Source organism: Methylobacterium oxalidis (assembly GCF_007992195.1).
Taxonomy (GTDB): domain Bacteria; phylum Pseudomonadota; class Alphaproteobacteria; order Rhizobiales; family Beijerinckiaceae; genus Methylobacterium; species Methylobacterium oxalidis.
Window position 1 is genome coordinate 1 of record NZ_BJZU01000015.1, and the last position, 15,808, is coordinate 15,808.

Sequence of the window (15,808 nt, forward strand, 5' to 3'; positions counted from 1 at the left end):
GGAAGAACCTCAACCCCGAACCCGACGCGCAAAAAAATCCCGCGCTCAATCCTCGGCGAACGCTTCCCGGTAGGCGAACAGGCCCGGTACCCCGCCCGTCATCACGAACAACACCGCCTCGCCCGCCGCGTAGCGGCCGGAGCGGACGTCGTGCAGCAGGCCGGCGAAGGCCTTGCCGCTGTAGACCGGGTCGAGCAGCAGGCCCTCGCTGCGCGCCATCAGGCGAACCGCCTCCCGCATGGCGTCGGTCGGGATGCCGTAATCGGGCCCACGATGGGCGCCGTCCACATCGATCTCGGCCTCCGTCAGCCGCCCTCCCGTCCCGAGAAGGTCGAGCGTCGCGTTCGCCTTGTCGAGGGTCGTGGCGACGGCCCAGTCGAGGGGTGCCAGGACGGTGTAGGAGCGCGCGAGCCGCGGGTCGCGCCCCAGTTCGGAGAGCCCGGCGGCGAGGCCCGCATGGGTGCCGCCGCTGCCGTTCGCCACCAGGATGTTGGTGAACCGGACGTCCATCGCGTCGGCTTGGTCGAGGATCTCGCGCGCACAGGCCGCGTAGCCGAGGCACCCGACCGGGCTCGAACCGCCAGACGGAAACACGTAGACGCCGCGGCCCGCCGCCCGCAGCTCGTCGGCGCGCGCCTCGGCCGCCGCGAGGGCGTCGGTCTCGCCGGGACGTTCGTGCACGCGCGCGCCGAACAGCGCGTCGAGGAAGCGGTTGCCGTTGCCCGTGTAGTCGGCGTCCCCGCGCGGCACGGTTCGGGTCAGGACAAGCTCGCAGGCGAGGCCCGAGCGCGCCGCGGCGGCGGCCGTCAGCCTCGCGTGGTTCGACTGGAGCGCGCCGACCGTGATCACCGTATCGGCGCCCTCGGCGCGGGCGGCGGCGAGCAGGAACTCGAGCTTGCGCAGCTTGTTGCCGCCCCCGCCGAAGCCCGCGAGGTCGTCCCGCTTCACGTAGAGGCGCACGCCCCGGAGCGCCTTGCCGAGATGCCGGGACAGGCCCGCCAGCGGCTCGATCGGGGTCGGCAGACCGAGGAGGGGCAGGCGCGGGAAGCGGGCGGGATCCGGCACGGCGCCGCCGCTACTCCGCCGCCGGCAGGGCCGCCGCGCGCAGGCGCGGCTCCTTGCCCCGGGCGGTCTCGTCGAGCGCATCCGTGAACTGGAGGGCGGCGAGCTGCGCGTAGAGGGCGCCCTCCGCCAGCAGGCTCTCGTGGGTGCCCTCCTCGACGATCCGCCCCTCGTCGAGGACGAGGATGCGGTCGGCGGCCCGGATGGTGGCGAGGCGGTGGGCGATGACGAGGGTGGTGCGCCCCTGCATCAGGGTGTCGAGCGCCGATTGCACGGCCCGCTCGCTCTCCGCGTCGAGGGCCGAGGTCGCCTCGTCGAGGAGGAGGATCGGCGCGTCCTTGAGGATGGCGCGGGCGATGGCGATGCGCTGGCGCTGCCCGCCCGACAGGGTGACGCCGCGCTCGCCGACGAGCGTGTCGTAGCCATCCGGCAGGGCCGCGATGAAGCCCGCCGCGTTGGCGAGCGCCGCGGCGTGGCGCACCTCGTCCTCGCTCGCCTCCGGCCGCCCGTAGCGGATGTTCTCGAAGACCGAGCCGGAGAACACGGTGGGCTCCTGCGGCACCAGCGAGAGGCGCTCGCGCACCGCCTCCGGGTCGGCCTTGGCGATATCGACGCCGTCGATCCGCACGGAGCCGGATTGCGGGTCGTAGAAGCGCAGGAGCAGCTGCAGGACCGTGGTCTTGCCAGCGCCCGAGGGGCCGACGAGGGCGATGCGCTCGCCCGGCGCCGCCGTGAAGCTGATGCCGTTGAGCGAGGCGTGGTCGGGCCGCGTGGGGTAGGCGAACCGCACGGCGTCGAAGGTGACCTCGCCGGCCGGCGGCTCCGGCAGCGGGCGCGGCGCCGCGGGCGCGCGGATCGCGGGCTCCGCGGCCAGGATCTCGCCGAGCCGCTCGGCGGCGCCAGCCGCCTGCGCCAGCTCGCCGTAGACCTCCGAGAGCTGGCCCAGCGCGCTCGCGCCGAACACCGCGTAGAGCACGAACTGCGAGAGCTGGCCCGCACTCATGGTGTGGCTGAGGACGCCCTGCGCCCCGTACCACATCACCCCGACGACGCTCGCCGAGATCAGGAAGATCGCGACGCCCGTGAGGAGCGCGCGCGCCGTGATCGAGGCGCGGGCGGCCCCGTAGGCGTTCTCGGAGGCCGCGGCGAATCGGTCCGCGGTGGCGCGCCCCATGCCGAAGGCCTGCATCGTGCGGACCGCCCCGACGGCTTCCGCCGCGTAGGCGGAGGCGTCGGCGAGCCGGTCCTGCGCGGCGCGGGAGCGGCGGCGCACGCCGCGCCCGGACAGGATCAGCGGGAACACGATGAGGGGGATCGCGGCCAGCACCAGCACCGAGAGCTTCGGGCTCGTGATCACCATCATGGTGACGGCGCCGACGAACAGGAAGGCGTTGCGCAGCAGGATCGAGATCGAGACGCCGAAGACCGACTTCACCTGCGTGGCGTCGGCGGTGAGGCGCGAGACGATCTCGCCCGACTGCGCCCGGTCGAAGAAGGCGGGGTCCAGCACCGTCAGGCGGCGGAACACCGCCGAGCGCAGGTCGGCGACGACGCGCTCGCCGAGCGTCACGACCGTGTAGTAGCGGGCGGCGCTCGACAGGGCGAGGACGGCCACGACGCCGAGAAGCGCCAGGAAGTAGGCGTCGATGACGCTGTGGCCCTCCTCCGAGAAGCCGTGGTCGATCACCCGGCGCATCGCGATCGGCACCACCAGCGTCGCGCCCGAGGCGAAGACGAGGGAGACGAAGGCGGCGAGGATCCGTCCGCGATAGGCCGCCGCGAAGGGAATCAGCGGCCGCAGCGCACTCAGGGAAGCCTTGCCGCGGTCCGCGCCGCGGGTCTTGTCACGGACAGCCATCGGGTCCCGCCATCATCGTTTCACACCCCTTGTACCCGCGTCGCGTCCGCGCTTGTTCGCCCGATCAGGCTGCGGTATACGCGCGCCTTCATCCGATTGCGCGTGTTCAATGGCCGCGGGCCGCCGAAACGGGCCGGTCGGCGTGGCTATTCAAGGACTTCGTCATGGCAAAGAATGCGGCCGCCAAGGCCAAGGGGACCGAGCATCCCGACTACCACTTCATCAAGGTCGTGATGACCGATGGGTCCGAGTACATGACCCGCTCGACCTACGGCAAGGAGGGCGACACCCTCAACCTCGACATCGACCCGCTCACGCACCCGGCCTGGACCGGCGGCGAGCAGAAGATGCTCGATCGCGGCGGCCGCGTCTCGCGCTTCAACTCGCGCTTCGGCAGCCTGAGCTTCGGCAAGAAGTAAGCGGCGCGGCTCACACCGCGGCCGGATCGCCGGGCGGCTCCGCGAGGGGCCGCCCGTTCTCGTTTCAGGAGTGCCGTCAGGCCGGTCAGTGCCGGCCCGCGAAGGCCGAGCGCAGCAGGCCCTGCTGGGCCGCCACAGGGCTCTCGCGCGATTCGGGCACCGGGCGGTCCTCCGAGATCAGCGCGTCGAGATGCAGGATGCGGTCGTGCAGGCGGCGGGCGCGGCGGGTCAGCTCCTGCAGGCGCAGGGGCAGCCCCTTGAGAACGTCCGCGCGCGCCGGCTCCAGCGCGCTGAGCTTCACCCGGGTCTTCTCCTCGACGGCCTGGACGGGCGTGATCTCGCCCTCGGCGACCGCCCGCTGCACGAGGAGCCAGGAGGCGATCTGCATCAGGAGGGTCGTCAGCCGCATGCTCTCGGCCGCGTAGCCCAGGGTGGCGTCCCGCGAGATCAGTCGGGATTCCTCGCGCCCCTCGCCGTCGAGATAGGCGGCCGTCTCCTCGACCAGCGCCATGCCGTCGCGGAACAGGGCCCGGAACGCTTCCGAGCCGACATAGGTCTCGCCGAAGCTCACCCAGTCCCGCTCGTCCCGGAACGTGACGTCGAACCCGTTCATCGTGCCTCCTGTGCCGCCGCCGGCCCGTTCCGTCCCGAAGCGGGACGGGTCCGGCGCTGTCGACATCCTTCGGCGCAAATCTAGCGCCGCCGACGCGATTCGGCTGGGTTAACCGGACGGTAGGGTTAACGCGCCCGGAGGCCCGTCCGTCTCTCAAGATCGAGTGAGGAGAGGCGAGGGGGAGCCCAGGGGGAGCCTGGGAGCAGGAAAGAAAAAAGCCGCCCGAAGGCGGCTTGAAGAGAGTCTACAGGGAGGCATCAAACAGAGTGGACGGAGGTCCCACTCGACATCCAGAACTCTGGATGCCCCCTTTATGAAGCGGAAACGTTAACGATCGGTTAAGAGCCCGCGCTCAGGCCCCAAGGCTCGCGCTCAGGCCCCAAGGCTCGCGCTCAGGCCAAAAGGCTCGCGCTCAGGCCGCCAGGCTCGCGAAGAGGCCGCGCCCGTCGATGCCGCCGACGAGCCCCTCCACGAAGTTCTCCGGGTGCGGCATCAGACCGAGCACGTTCCGCTTCTCGGAGAAGATCCCGGCGATCGAGTTGAGCGAGCCGTTGCGATTGGCGTCCACCGTGAGCTCGCCCGACTCGTCGCAGTAGCGGAAGGCGACGCGCCCCTCGCCCTCGATCCGCGCGAGGGTCTCCGGATCGGCGAAGTAGTTGCCCTCGCCGTGCGCGACGCAGACGTCGATCACCTGCCCCTTGGCGTAGGCCGAGGTGAAGCGGGTGTCGTCGCGCTCCACGCGCAGCAACTGGCGATGGCAGATGAAGCGCCGGTTCACGTTGCGCATCAGGACGCCGGGCAGGAGCCCCGATTCGCACAGGATCTGGAAGCCGTTGCAGATGCCGAGCACGAGCCCGCCGCGGGCCGCGTGCGCCCGCACCGCATCCATCGCCGCCGCGCGTCCCGCGATGGCGCCGCAGCGGAGGTAATCCCCGTAGGAGAAGCCGCCCGGCAGCACGGCGAGGTCGGTCCCCGCCGGGAGCTCGGTGTCGGCGTGCCAGACCTTGACGACCTCGGCCCCGGCGAGGCGCAGGGCGCGCGCGACGTCCCCGTCGCGGTTCGAGCCCGGGAAGACGACGATCGCCGCGCGCATCAGGCGATCTCGATCGCGTAGTTCTCGACGACCGTGTTGGCGAGGAGCTTCTCGCACGCGGTCTTCAGCGTCGCCTCGGCGGCCGCGCGATCGGAGCCCTCGACCTCGATGTCGAAGACCTTGCCCTGACGGACGCTGCCGACGTCCTGGATGCCGAACGACTTCAGCGCCGACTCGATCGCCTTGCCCTGGGGATCCAGCACCCCGGTCTTCAGGGTGACGATGATGCGCGCTTTCATGGTCGGGAACTCGCGTGTGGACGGGCCGGAAAGGGCCGGGGGACGGCCCGTGTGCGGATAGGAGGAATCGTCGGGGCTGGCAACGGACGAAGATTCGGGGCCCTGCCCGGATCCCCGCCGGCCCGCACGCGCGGCGGCGCTCAGCGGCGCGCGTTCGTGGCCCGGATCGGCTCGATGCTGACGGCGCGGCGCCAGAGCTGCAGCATGATGCAGGCGGCGAACAGGCTGAACAGGCCCATCAGGACGTGCCCGACCGTGTCGCCGAGTTCGAAGATGCCGGCGAGCGCCCATCCGGCCGCGATCGCGGCGGCGAACACCTCGGTGCCGACGAGGACCATCATGCTCAGGATGGTGATGAAGTTGCGCGTGTTCATAGCAGTAGTTCCCGTCGCGGTCCCGCGTCCGATCGAGCCGGTGGGCGCCCGAGACGGGCGCTACCGGGCGCAGTAGCGCGATTGCTCCCCGCCTTGCAACTCGGGCGTCGCCGAGCGCGGGGGAGGGGGTGGCCGCGGCGGGGCGGGCCCGCCGCCGGCCTCAGCGCGGCGCGCGCTTGGCCAGGATGCGCTGGAGCGTGCGGCGGTGCATGTTGAGCCGCCGCGCCGTCTCGGAGACGTTCCGCCCGCACAACTCGTACACCCGCTGGATGTGCTCCCAGCGGACGCGGTCGGCCGACATCGGGTTCTCCGGCGGGTCGGCCCGCTCGCCCGGCTGCGCCATCAGCGTGCCGTGGATCTCGTCCGCGTCCGCGGGCTTGGCGAGGTAGTCGAACGCGCCGAGCTTCACGGCGGTGACAGCGGTCGCGATGTTGCCGTAGCCCGTCAGGATCACGCCGCGCGCGTCCGGACGGCGCTCCTTCAGGCGCGCGATCACGTCGAGGCCGTTGCCGTCGGCGAGGCGCATGTCGATGACCGCGAAGGCCGGCGCACGGCTCTCCACGGCCGAGACGCCCTCGGCCACGCTCTCGGCCACCTGCACGGCGTAGCCGCGGGCCTCCATGGCCCGTGCGAGGCGGGTCGAGAAGGGCTTGTCGTCGTCCACGATGAGAAGGCTGCGGTCGGAGAAGGCCGCCAGCGGATCGTTCTCCGAGAGAGTCATCCCCTCGGCCGCGGGCGCCGAGGTCCCCGTCTGCGTCAGCATACGACGCTCCTTGTTTCGTCGTGATGGATCAGAGGCTTATATAAGTGTCGCGCTGCGTTCCGTTAGGGGTTGGCCTGCAACTTCCGGCAGGTTCTCGGCGCCCGCGCCGCGCTCGAAGATGTGGCGCGCCCAGGAGACCCGGACCACCGCGCCGGTCGTGCCGGGGGCGGAGGCGTTCGACAAGGTGATCTGCGCGCCGGAGCGCTCGATCAGGGTCTTGGCGATGAACAGGCCGAGGCCGAGCCCGGCTCCGACCGTGTCGCTCTGCACCGGGCGGTCCGGGCTGCGGGTCGTCACGTAGGGCTCCCCCGCCCGCAGCAGCACCTCGCTCGAGAAGCCCGGCCCGTCGTCGCGGATCTCCAGCGAGACGCGGTCGAGGGTCCAGCGCGCCTCGATGACGACGCGCGAATCGGCGAAGTCGACCGCGTTGTCGACGATGTTGGCCAGCCCGAACATCACGCCCGGGTTGCGGCGGCAGACGGGCTCGGGACCGTCGCCCCGGCTCGACACGGCGAGCTGGATGCCGAGCGCGCGCTGCGGCGCGGCAAGCTCCTCCACGAGGTGGCTGAAGGTGACGGTGGCGAGGAAGCCCGACTCGTCGCTGTCCAGCGAGGTGAGCTTCTGGAGGATGCCGCGGCAGCGGTCCACCTGCTCGCGCAGCAGGTTCAGGTCGTCGGCGACGCCCGGCGAGGCGGTGGGCCCGAGCTGGCGCAGCAGCTCCTTGGTGACCACCATGATGGTGCCGAGCGGCGTGCCGAGCTCGTGGGCGGCGGCGGCCGCCAGCCCGTCGAGCTGCGACAGGTGCTGCTCGCGGGCAAGGACCAGTTCCGTGGCGGCCAGCGCCTGCGCGAGCTGGCGCGTCTCCTCGGCGACCCGCCACGCGTAGACGCCCGTGAACGCGGTGCCGAGCAGGATCGCCGTCCACACGCCCGAGATGTAGAGGAAGGGCAGCTCGATCCGTCCGTCCGCGAACCAGGGCAGCGGGCGGTGGACGAGGGCGAGGATCGTGGCGAGGCCGATCGCCAGGAGGCCCAGCGCCAGCGTCCGCTCCGGCGGCAGGGCGGTCGCCGAGATCAGGACGGGAGCGAGGAAGAGGAGCGAGAACGGGTTCTGCAGCCCGCCCGTCAGGAAGAGCAGGGCGGCGAGCTGGATGATGTCGAAGGCGAGCAGCAGCGCCGCCGAATCGTCGCTCAGCCGGTAGCTCGCCGGGAAGCGGATCCGCAGGGCGAGGTTCAGCCAGGACGACGCCGCGATGACGAGGAAGCACCAGCCGAAGGGGAGGGCGAGGCCGAGCCCGAACTGCGCCCCGACGACGGCCGCGCTCTGCCCGGTGATCGCCAGCCAGCGCAGGCGCACGAAGGTGTCGAGCCTGAGGTGGCGGGCGTCGCGGGCGAAGCCGCTCGAACTCGTATCTGGCATCGCGGGGAGACGATAGGGCCGGGCGACGCAGCGTCCAGATGCCTCCGCAGTTACAGCGAGGGGGGTTCCTGCACGTCGCTGCGCGACGATTCATCCAGGAACGTGTAGCCTGTCCTGCCGTTGCCTTCGGCATGCCCGGGGGGCGCGTGGGGCGCGGCGAGGACGACGGCCATGGACCTGGCATATTTCTGGTACGAGGGCGCGCGGCTGATGCTGTCGCCGGCGCGCGTGGCCGCCGACATGACGCGCCACAGCCTCCGCTACCCGGGCAACCCCGCCGCCTACACGCCCTACGCCCGCTCCATCGCCGCGGGCTGCGAGATGTTCGAGCGCGTCACCCGCCGCTACGGCAAGCCCGCCTTCGACATCGACACGACCGTGGTCGAGGGCGAGAGCGTGCCCGTGACCGAGCGGGTGGTGTGGGAGCGGCCCTTCTGCCGGGTGATCGGCTTCGACCGCGGCTTCCTGCGCCGGCCTACCGAGCCGCAGCCGAAGCTCCTGATCGTGGCGCCGATGTCCGGCCACTACGCCACGCTGCTGCGCGGGACGGTGGAGGCGATGCTGCCGAACCACGAGGTCTTCATCACCGACTGGGCGGATGCCCGGATGGTGCCCCTCACTGCGGGCCGCTTCGACCTCGATACCTACATCGACTACCTGAAGGACATATTCCGCGATCTCGGGCCCGACCTCCACGTCATGGCGGTCTGCCAGCCGGCCGTGCCGGTGATGGCGGCGGTCGCCGTGATGGAGGCGCAGAACAGCGCCAACCTGCCGGTCTCGATGACGCTGATGGGCGGCCCGATCGACACGCGTCGCTCGCCGACCGCGGTGAACTGCCTCGCGCAGGAGCGCGGCGCGAGCTGGTTCGAGAGCCACTGCATCACCTTCGTGCCGCCGATGTATCCGGGCGCGTGGCGGCGGGTCTATCCGGGCTTCTTCCAGCTCTCCGGCTTCATGGCGATGAACCTCGACCGCCACGTCACCGCGCATGCCGAGATGTTCGACCATCTGGTGAAGGGCGACGGCGATTCGGCCGAGAAGCACCGCGAATTCTACGACGAGTACCTCGCCGTGATGGATCTCACCGCGGAGTTCTACCTGCAGACCGTGCGGGTGGTCTTCGTCGAGCACGCCCTGCCGCGGGGCACGATGATGCACCACGGCGCCCCGGTCGACCTGACCGCGATCCGGCGCTGCGCGATCCTCGCGGTGGAGGGCGAGAACGACGACATCTCGGGCGTCGGCCAGACCCGGGCCGCCCTCGACCTGACCCCGAACCTGCCCGAGGCGCGCAAGGCCTACCACCTGCAGACGGGCGTCGGCCATTACGGCGTCTTCAACGGCTCGCGCTTCCGCTCGGTGATCGCGCCCCGCATCGGCGCGTTCGTGCGCGAGATGGCGGCCCAGCCCGCCACCGTGCCGCACCTGCGCCGGGTGGTCTGAGGGGCGGCGGGTCCGTCATTCCGGGCTCGCCCGCGTCTCGCCGAGGCGGCGCCCCGCTCACGCGATGGCGCGGCGCTCGCCGTTGAAGCGGCGGATCAGCGCCGGCAGGTCGGCGGCCGGGACGGGGCGGCTGATCAGGTAGCCCTGGACCTCGTCGCAGCCCTCGTCCCGCAGCCGCTGGAGCTGGTCGGCGGTCTCGACGCCCTCGGCGGTGGTCGTCATGCCGAGATTGGCGCCGAGCCCGATCACCGCCCGCACGATGTGGCCCGACCCGTCCGAAGCCTCGAGGCCGCGCACGAAGGACTGGTCGATCTTGATCTTGTCGAAGGGGAACGAGCGGAGGTAGCTGAGCGACGAGTAGCCGGTGCCGAAATCGTCCATCGAGACGCGCACGCCGAGGCTCTTCAGGCTGTGCAGGATCGCGGTCGTGGTGCCCGGGTTGGCGACGAGGACCGATTCGGTGATCTCGAGTTCCAGGCGCCGTCCGGGAAGGCCCGCGGCGAGCAGCGCGTCGCGCACCGCGCTGATCAGGCGGGCCGAGGTGAACTGCACGGCCGAGACGTTGACGGCGACCTTCAGCTCGTCCGGCCAGCGGCTCGCCTGCAGGCAGGCGCGGCGGAGCACCCATTCGCCCAGCGGCACGATGAGGCCGAGCTCCTCGGCGAGCGGGATGAACTCGGCCGGCGAGACGAAGCCGCGCCGGGGGTGGCGCCAGCGCAGCAGCGCCTCGAAGCCGCAGACGCGCTCGGCGCTGAGGTCGTAGATCGGCTGGTAGTGGAGATCGAAGGCTTCCTCCGCCACGGCCTCGCGCAGGTCGCGCTCCAGCTCGCGGCGGGCCCGCAGCCGCGCGTCCATCTCCGGCTCGAAGAACCGGAAGGAGCCGCGCGCCTCGGCCTTCGCCCGGTCGAGCGCGACGTCGGCGTGCTTGAGGAGCTTCTCGCAGTTCATGCCGTCGCCGGGCGCCAGCGAGATGCCGATGCTGACCCCGATCGCGACCGTGTGCTCGGCGAGCGTGTAGGGCGCGCCGAGCACGTCGATGATCCGGCGCGCCAGCACCGCCACGTCCTCCGGCCGCTCGACGCCGCGCTGCACGACGGCGAACTCGTCGCCGCCGAGCCGGGCCACGGTGTCGATCTCGCGCACGCAGGCCGAGAGGCGGTGCGCGACGGCGCGGATGAGCTCGTCGCCGGCCGTGTGGCCGAGCGTGTCGTTGACCGGCTTGAAGTCGTCGAGGTTCAGGCAGAGCACCGCGAAGCCGCCCTCGCGGCCGGCCTGGGCGATGGCCGCCTCGATGTGCTCGCCGAGGAGCACCCGGTTCGGCAGCTCGGTCAGGGCGTCGTGGCGGGCCATGAAGGCGATCCGCTCCTCGGCCATGCGCCGTTCGGTGACGTCCTCGTAGGTGGCCACGAAGCCGCCGTGGGCGGTGGCCCGGGTCTCGATCGCGACGAGCCGGCCGTCGCCGAGTTCCTGCAGCAGGCGGTTGTGCGGCATGCCGAACGCCTCGGCACCCTCCGCCACGAGATCGGCGAGGCCGCGGCCGGGATGGTTGCCGGCCGCGATCGAGGCCGCGATGACATCGGTGGCGCTGAGGCCGACCCGGAGCGAGCCGGGGGCGAGGCCGTAGATCTCGAAGTAGCGGCGGTTGACCACCATCAGGCGGCGGTCCGCGTCGTAGAGGCAGAGGCCCTGGGACATGTTGTCGAGGGCCGCGTCGAGGCGCAGGTTCGTCTGCGTGAGCCGCGCCTCCTGCTCCTTGAGCACGCTGATGTCGCTGCACACGGCGACGAAGCCGCCCTCGCGCGTGGCGCTGCGGCTGACCCGCAGCCAGCGCCCGTCGGCGAGGCGGATCTCGCCGTCGCGGGCGAGGCTCGTGGCGTCGTCGAGCACGGCGGAGGCCGGGTCGGCGCCGCGCCCGGGCAGGCCGGCCACCGGGCTGCCGCAGGCGATCGCGCCGGAGCCCGCGTCGAAGTAGGCGGCGGCCTGGGCGTTGGCCAGCGCGATGCGGCCGTCCGCGTCGACGACGACGACGCCCTCGCGGGAGCTCTCCAGCGCGTCGGCGAGGAGCGCCTGCGCCGAGCGGCGCTGGCTCACCTCCCGCTCCATCATGGCGCGGATGTTGTCGCGCATCGTCGCCATGGCGCGCAGAAGGGCGCCGAGCTCGTCGCGTCCGCCGACCGGCACGGCGTCGTCGAGGCGGCCCGCGGCGATGCGCTCGGCCACCGCCGAGGCCGCCGCCACCGGGCCGATGATGCGCCGGTTGAGGAGCCACGCGACGAGGCCGGAGAGCAGCAGGGCGCCGGCGGTGGCGATGGCGTAGAACCGGATCTCCTCCGCCACGATCGTGCGGGCGGTCTGCCGGTAGGTGAAGCCGTCGCCCGCCGTGTAGTTCACCAGCATGTCGATCTGCCCGTCGACGATGCCCGCCTGACGGTCGAGCGCCTCCCAGGCCGGGCCGGCGGTGGTGGCGGCGTCGAGCCCGCGGCGGATCTCGTCCCAGGTCTGCACCGCCGCCTGCACGCCGATGCCGGCGCGGGAGGCACGGTCGGATTGCGAGCGCTCGACGGCGATGGTCAGGTCCTCGAGGAGCGTCGTGGTCAGCTCGGCGATCTCCTCGTCGAGCCTCTGGCGCTGGGCCGCGTCGGTGGCGAGCGTCCGGCGCGCGAAGGCGGCGCGCATCTTCGCGAAGTCGGCCGCCGCGGCCCGCGCGAAGTTGATCGACATCAGCGACTGGTCGTAGGTGCGCTGGACGAGGTTGCCCGCCTCCCGGATGCCGAGCGTGGCGTAGATGCCGAGCGAGCCGGTGATCAGGCTCATCACGAGGAAGGCGACGAAGATCCGGCCGCGGATCGTCGCGACCTCGACTGACATGCGCCGCGGCAGCGCGCCCGTCTCGGATGACGGCTCCGGCCACGGCTGTGTGCGGTCCCGTCGCATCGGATCGAAGCTGCACCTTCCCTCGGATCGCCCTGAGGGTAGGTGCCACATATTAAGACGCACTTAGCCCGGAGGGGACGAAACTGTACCGAACCCCCGGACCGGGCTCGCGGATTCTGCTCATGCGACGAGCGACTCCGGGAAATTGTTAAGGTTTTTCGGGCTTGCTGGCGCCCGGCACGCGCCGGAGACCGTCATGCTCGCCGCCACCGATCTGCCCGGGAAGATCACGTTCCCGCGGCGCCTCGTCCTGACCATCGCCGCCGCCCTCGTGGCGGGCGCAGCTGCCGGAGCGCTCCTCGTGAGCGGGGTCCAGGCGACCGGGCACCTCGTCTCGCAGAAGGGGCGCGCCTTCCAGCCCGGCAGCGTCGCGATCCAGCGCGGCGAGACGCTGGTGATCGTCAACGACGACAGCGACCTGCTGCACCATCTCTACATCGAGTCGGACACGTTCAGCTTCGATTCCGGCGACCAGGCGCCGGGCAGCCGCACGGCCGTCACGTTCCCGCAGGCGGGCACCTTTCAGGTCCTGTGCGGGATCCACCCGAAGATGAAGCTCAACGTCAAGGTGAACTGAGGCCGATCCGGCGCGCGGCGTCCCTCAGCGGGAGGCCGCCTGCACCGGGGTCTTGCCCTCGGGCGCGCGCTCGATCGGCTGACCGTCGCGCAGGTCCGCGGGCGGGCTCAGGACCACGCGCTCGTCGCCGGACAGGCCCTGGTCGAGCTCGACGCTGCGGCCGAAATCGCGCCGGATGTGCACGTTGCGCCACTCCGCCCGGCCGTCCTCGCGCGCCACCGCCACCTGCGTGCCGCCCTGGTTGAACACGAGCGCCTCGGCCGGCACGATCATGGCGGGCTCGACCCGCGGGATCTTCAGCGTGACGTAGACGTAGAGGCCCGCGCGCAGCGAGCCGTCCGGGTTCGGCACGTCGACCTGCGTGGTCAGCGTGCGCGAGGCGCTGAGCAGCGCCACGGAGCTGCGCTCCACGCGCCCGCGGAAGGAGCGGTCGGGCATCTGCGGCACGCGGATCGAGGCCTCGACGCCGGGGCCGACGCCGACCGCGGCGTTCTGGGGCACGTTGACCGAGATGCGCAGGGTGTCGTCCCGGTCCATGGTGAGGAGCGGCGTGCCGCCGCCATCGGCCTTCACGAGGTCGCCGACGTCGACGCTGCGGGTCGTGACCACGCCGTCGAAGGGCGCGACCACGTCCTTGAAGCCGGTGAGCGCCTTGAGGCGGTCGACCGTGGCGCCCTGCGCCTTGATGTTGGCCTCCGCCACCTTCACGCCGGCCTCGGCCGAGGCGAGGTTCGCCGCCTGGCTGAGCACGCCGGCCTGCGAGGTGTCGGCGTTCTGCTTGGAGGCCCAGCCCTGCACCGCGAGCGTCGAGGTGCGGCTGTTGGTGACGTTGGCGAGGTTCACGTTGGCGCGGGCCTGATCGACCATCGCCCGCGCCTGGAGGAGCTGGGCGTCGAGCTGCCCGAGCTGCGCCTCCGCCTGGGCGAGCTGCTGGTCGAGATCGGGCGCGGCCACCTTGAGCAGGATGTCGCCGGCCTTCACCCGCGAGCCGATGTCGACGCGGCGCTCGGCGATGTAGCCGGTGGCGCGGGCCGAGATCGCCGCCTTGGCGAAGGCCTGGGTCTCGCCGGGCAGGGTGAGGTCGATCGGCTTGTCGGTGCGCTCCACCGCGATGGTGCGCAGGCGCGGCACGAAGTCCTTGGTCTTGCGCTGCGTCTCGTTCGCGGCCGCCCGCTGCTGCCAGTGGCCGTAGCCGCCCCAGCCCAGCAGGCCGAGGACCACCAGCCCCGCGAGCAGGAACGGTCCCTTGCGCGGCGGCGGCGGGATCTCGTGCGCGTCACCGTGCGCTTTCATGGATCTTGCTTTCTCCGGCCGGGGCCGCGTTCTGGCAGACCATATACCGCACAGGCGCGCGCGTCACAGGCGTTCGGATTGCCGCAGAGCGGGCCGGCCTGTGGACGAGGATGGATTGTCGAAGGGGTGGGATGGTGGGCGCGACAGGGATCGAACCTGTGACCCTTCGCGTGTGAAGCGAATGCTCTCCCGCTGAGCTACGCACCCGGACCGAGGGCCTTCTAGGTCGGCGCGCGCCGGTGCGTCAAGGGGTCCGTCGCGGGCTGCGGCGCCCGGTGCCGGATTTCGCGTTGCGCCGGCCCGCACCGCTCACAACGCCGGAAAAATTCCGGTAGGAGAGCCGGCATGGCACCCCTCGTCCGCTTCGCGCCGTCGCCGACCGGCTACCTCCACATCGGCAACGCCCGGCCGGCCCTCCTGAACGCGCTGTTCGCGCGGGCGCGGGGCGGCCGCTTCCTGCTGCGCCTCGACGACACCGACCGAGAGCGCTCGACGGCGACCTTCGCGGCGGCGATCGAGGAGGATCTCGCCTGGCTCGGCATCGTGCCCGACCTCTTCGCCCGCCAGTCGGAGCGGGCGGACCGGCACGACGCGGCGGCCGAGCGGCTGAAGGCGCTCGGCCGCCTCTATCCCTGCTACGAGACGCCGGAGGAGCTGGAGCGGCGGCGCAAGCGCCAGCTCGGCCGCGGCCTGCCGCCGATCTACGACCGCGCGGCGCTCGCCCTCACGCCCGACCAGCGGGCCGCGCTGGAGGCGGAGGGGCGCCGCCCGCACTGGCGGTTCAAGCTCGACCACCGCACGGTCGCCTGGCACGACCTCGTGCGCGGCGAGGCGCACGTGGACTGCGCCTCCCTGTCCGACCCGGTGCTGGTGCGGGCGGACGGCACCTACCTCTACACGCTGCCCTCTGTGGTGGACGACGCCGAGCTCGGCATCACCCACGTGATCCGGGGCGAGGACCACGTCACCAACACCGGCGTGCAGGTGCAGATCTTCGAGGCGCTGGGGCACGCGATCCCCGTGTTCGGGCACCACAACCTGCTCACCACCGCGGACGGGGAGGGGCTCTCGAAGCGCCTCGGGCACCTGTCGCTGCGGGGCCTGCGCGAGGCCGGCTACGAGCCGGCGGCGGTGCGGGCGCTCGCGGTGCTGACGGGCTCGGCCGAGGCGGTGCGTCCGGTGGCCGGGCTCGACGAGCTCGCCGCCCTCGTCGACCTCGCCCACATCTCGCGGGCGCCCGCGAAGTTCGACCCTCACGAGCTCGACGGGCTCAACGCCCGCCTCGTCCACGATCTGCCGCCGGAGGCGGTGCGCGGGCGCCTCGCCGCCCTCGGCGTGCCCGAGGCGGCGGCGGACGCGTTCTGGCTCGCCGTGCGCGCGAACCTCGTGAAGGTCGCCGAGGCGGCGGAGTGGTGGCGCGTCGTCACGGGGCCGGTGGAGCCCGCCGACGCGGATCCGGCCATCGTCGCCGCGGCCGCCGAGACCCTGCCGCCCGAGCCCTGGGGGCCGGAGACCTGGAAGACCTGGACGGCGGCCGTGAAGGACCGCACCGGCGCCAGGGGAAAGGCCCTGTTCATGCCCCTGCGCCTCGCGTTGACGGGGCTCGACCACGGGCCGGACCTCTCGGCCCTCCTGCCGCTGATCGGGCGGGAACGGGTGGCGGAGCGGCTCGGGCAGGCTCGCTAGGAGCGGATTCTTAGATCATCCTCTCTTCGTGA

14 protein-coding genes and 1 tRNA gene are annotated in these 15,808 nt (G+C 72.1%); 4 read left to right on the top strand and 11 right to left on the bottom strand.

What is annotated here, in order from left to right:
* Positions 1–45 precede the first annotated feature (45 nt).
* Positions 46–1,065, bottom strand: coding sequence for a D-cysteine desulfhydrase family protein (locus MOX02_RS04900; RefSeq protein WP_238178786.1), 1,020 nt, complete (start codon positions 1,063–1,065; stop codon positions 46–48).
* A gap of 10 nt (positions 1,066–1,075) precedes the next feature.
* Complete coding sequence (locus tag MOX02_RS04905) at positions 1,076–2,920, bottom strand: ABC transporter transmembrane domain-containing protein (RefSeq protein ID WP_147024692.1); 1,845 nt, start codon at positions 2,918–2,920, stop codon at positions 1,076–1,078.
* A 164-nt stretch (positions 2,921–3,084) separates the two neighbouring features.
* Here MOX02_RS04905 and rpmE point away from each other — a divergent pair, with 164 nt between their 5' ends.
* Positions 3,085–3,339: a 50S ribosomal protein L31 gene (gene rpmE / locus MOX02_RS04910; protein ID WP_147024693.1), complete on the top strand. Its 255-nt coding sequence runs from the start codon at positions 3,085–3,087 to the stop codon at positions 3,337–3,339.
* Positions 3,340–3,424: 85 nt separating this feature from the next.
* Here rpmE and rcdA read toward each other — a convergent pair whose 3' ends face one another.
* The 6 genes from rcdA to MOX02_RS04940 form a co-directional block, all read right to left on the bottom strand.
* A complete protein-coding gene (rcdA, locus tag MOX02_RS04915; protein ID WP_147024694.1) occupies positions 3,425–3,952 on the bottom strand; it encodes a protease adaptor protein RcdA in 528 nt (175 codons plus the stop codon).
* 412 nt (positions 3,953–4,364) lie between these two features.
* The gene (gene purQ / locus MOX02_RS04920; protein WP_147024695.1) at positions 4,365–5,045 is read right to left on the bottom strand and encodes a phosphoribosylformylglycinamidine synthase subunit PurQ; all 681 of its coding nucleotides are present in this window, start codon (positions 5,043–5,045) and stop codon (positions 4,365–4,367) included.
* Positions 5,045–5,284, bottom strand: coding sequence for a phosphoribosylformylglycinamidine synthase subunit PurS (purS, locus tag MOX02_RS04925; protein ID WP_147024696.1), 240 nt, complete (start codon positions 5,282–5,284; stop codon positions 5,045–5,047). Before purS ends, purQ begins: the two co-directional genes overlap by 1 nt.
* A 140-nt stretch (positions 5,285–5,424) precedes the next feature.
* On the bottom strand, positions 5,425–5,658 hold the full coding sequence (locus MOX02_RS04930; protein WP_147024697.1) for a hypothetical protein: 234 nt from the start codon (positions 5,656–5,658) through the stop codon (positions 5,425–5,427).
* A gap of 160 nt (positions 5,659–5,818) precedes the next feature.
* A complete protein-coding gene (locus MOX02_RS04935) occupies positions 5,819–6,421 on the bottom strand; it encodes an ActR/PrrA/RegA family redox response regulator transcription factor (protein WP_147024698.1) in 603 nt (200 codons plus the stop codon).
* A 36-nt stretch (positions 6,422–6,457) separates the two neighbouring features.
* Positions 6,458–7,840, bottom strand: a complete 1,383-nt coding sequence (locus MOX02_RS04940) for an ActS/PrrB/RegB family redox-sensitive histidine kinase (protein WP_147024699.1) — start codon at positions 7,838–7,840, stop codon at positions 6,458–6,460.
* Between the two features lie 171 nt (positions 7,841–8,011).
* On the opposite strand from MOX02_RS04940, the gene MOX02_RS04945 reads away from it, so the two are divergent.
* Positions 8,012–9,286, top strand: coding sequence for a polyhydroxyalkanoate depolymerase (locus MOX02_RS04945; RefSeq protein WP_147024700.1), 1,275 nt, complete (start codon positions 8,012–8,014; stop codon positions 9,284–9,286).
* Positions 9,287–9,343: 57 nt separating this feature from the next.
* Here the strand turns inward: MOX02_RS04945 and MOX02_RS04950 are convergent, their stop codons facing one another.
* Positions 9,344–12,154, bottom strand: a complete 2,811-nt coding sequence (locus MOX02_RS04950; RefSeq protein WP_238178784.1) for an EAL domain-containing protein — start codon at positions 12,152–12,154, stop codon at positions 9,344–9,346.
* Positions 12,155–12,416: 262 nt separating this feature from the next.
* Between MOX02_RS04950 and MOX02_RS04955 the strand changes: the two genes are divergently transcribed.
* A complete protein-coding gene (locus MOX02_RS04955) occupies positions 12,417–12,797 on the top strand; it encodes a cupredoxin domain-containing protein (protein ID WP_147024702.1) in 381 nt (126 codons plus the stop codon).
* Positions 12,798–12,821: 24 nt separating this feature from the next.
* On the opposite strand, the gene MOX02_RS04960 is transcribed toward MOX02_RS04955, so the two are convergent.
* Positions 12,822–14,090: an efflux RND transporter periplasmic adaptor subunit gene (locus MOX02_RS04960; RefSeq protein WP_147024703.1), complete on the bottom strand. Its 1,269-nt coding sequence runs from the start codon at positions 14,088–14,090 to the stop codon at positions 12,822–12,824.
* A 132-nt stretch (positions 14,091–14,222) separates the two neighbouring features.
* A tRNA-Val gene (locus MOX02_RS04965) sits at positions 14,223–14,297 on the bottom strand.
* Between the two features lie 138 nt (positions 14,298–14,435).
* On the opposite strand from MOX02_RS04965, the gene gltX reads away from it, so the two are divergent.
* Positions 14,436–15,776 (top strand): glutamate--tRNA ligase, encoded by a 1,341-nt coding sequence (gltX, locus tag MOX02_RS04970; protein WP_147024704.1) that lies wholly within the window; start codon positions 14,436–14,438, stop codon positions 15,774–15,776.
* The last annotated feature ends 32 nt before the right edge of the window (positions 15,777–15,808 follow it).

Excerpts from the sequence above, each read along its gene's own strand:
- MOX02_RS04905 (WP_147024692.1), bottom strand. The coding sequence starts at position 2,920 with ATGGCTGTCCGTGACAAGACCCGCGGCGCGGACCGCGGCAAGGCTTCC.
- rpmE (WP_147024693.1), top strand. The coding sequence starts at position 3,085 with ATGGCAAAGAATGCGGCCGCCAAGGCCAAGGGGACCGAGCATCCCGAC.
- rcdA (WP_147024694.1), bottom strand. The coding sequence starts at position 3,952 with ATGAACGGGTTCGACGTCACGTTCCGGGACGAGCGGGACTGGGTGAGC.
- purQ (WP_147024695.1), bottom strand. The coding sequence starts at position 5,045 with ATGCGCGCGGCGATCGTCGTCTTCCCGGGCTCGAACCGCGACGGGGAC.
- purS (WP_147024696.1), bottom strand. The coding sequence starts at position 5,284 with ATGAAAGCGCGCATCATCGTCACCCTGAAGACCGGGGTGCTGGATCCC.
- MOX02_RS04930 (WP_147024697.1), bottom strand. The coding sequence starts at position 5,658 with ATGAACACGCGCAACTTCATCACCATCCTGAGCATGATGGTCCTCGTC.
- MOX02_RS04935 (WP_147024698.1), bottom strand. The coding sequence starts at position 6,421 with ATGCTGACGCAGACGGGGACCTCGGCGCCCGCGGCCGAGGGGATGACT.
- MOX02_RS04940 (WP_147024699.1), bottom strand. The coding sequence starts at position 7,840 with ATGCCAGATACGAGTTCGAGCGGCTTCGCCCGCGACGCCCGCCACCTC.
- MOX02_RS04945 (WP_147024700.1), top strand. The coding sequence starts at position 8,012 with ATGGACCTGGCATATTTCTGGTACGAGGGCGCGCGGCTGATGCTGTCG.
- MOX02_RS04950 (WP_238178784.1), bottom strand. The coding sequence starts at position 12,154 with ATGTCAGTCGAGGTCGCGACGATCCGCGGCCGGATCTTCGTCGCCTTC.
- MOX02_RS04955 (WP_147024702.1), top strand. The coding sequence starts at position 12,417 with ATGCTCGCCGCCACCGATCTGCCCGGGAAGATCACGTTCCCGCGGCGC.
- MOX02_RS04960 (WP_147024703.1), bottom strand. The coding sequence starts at position 14,090 with ATGAAAGCGCACGGTGACGCGCACGAGATCCCGCCGCCGCCGCGCAAG.
- gltX (WP_147024704.1), top strand. The coding sequence starts at position 14,436 with ATGGCACCCCTCGTCCGCTTCGCGCCGTCGCCGACCGGCTACCTCCAC.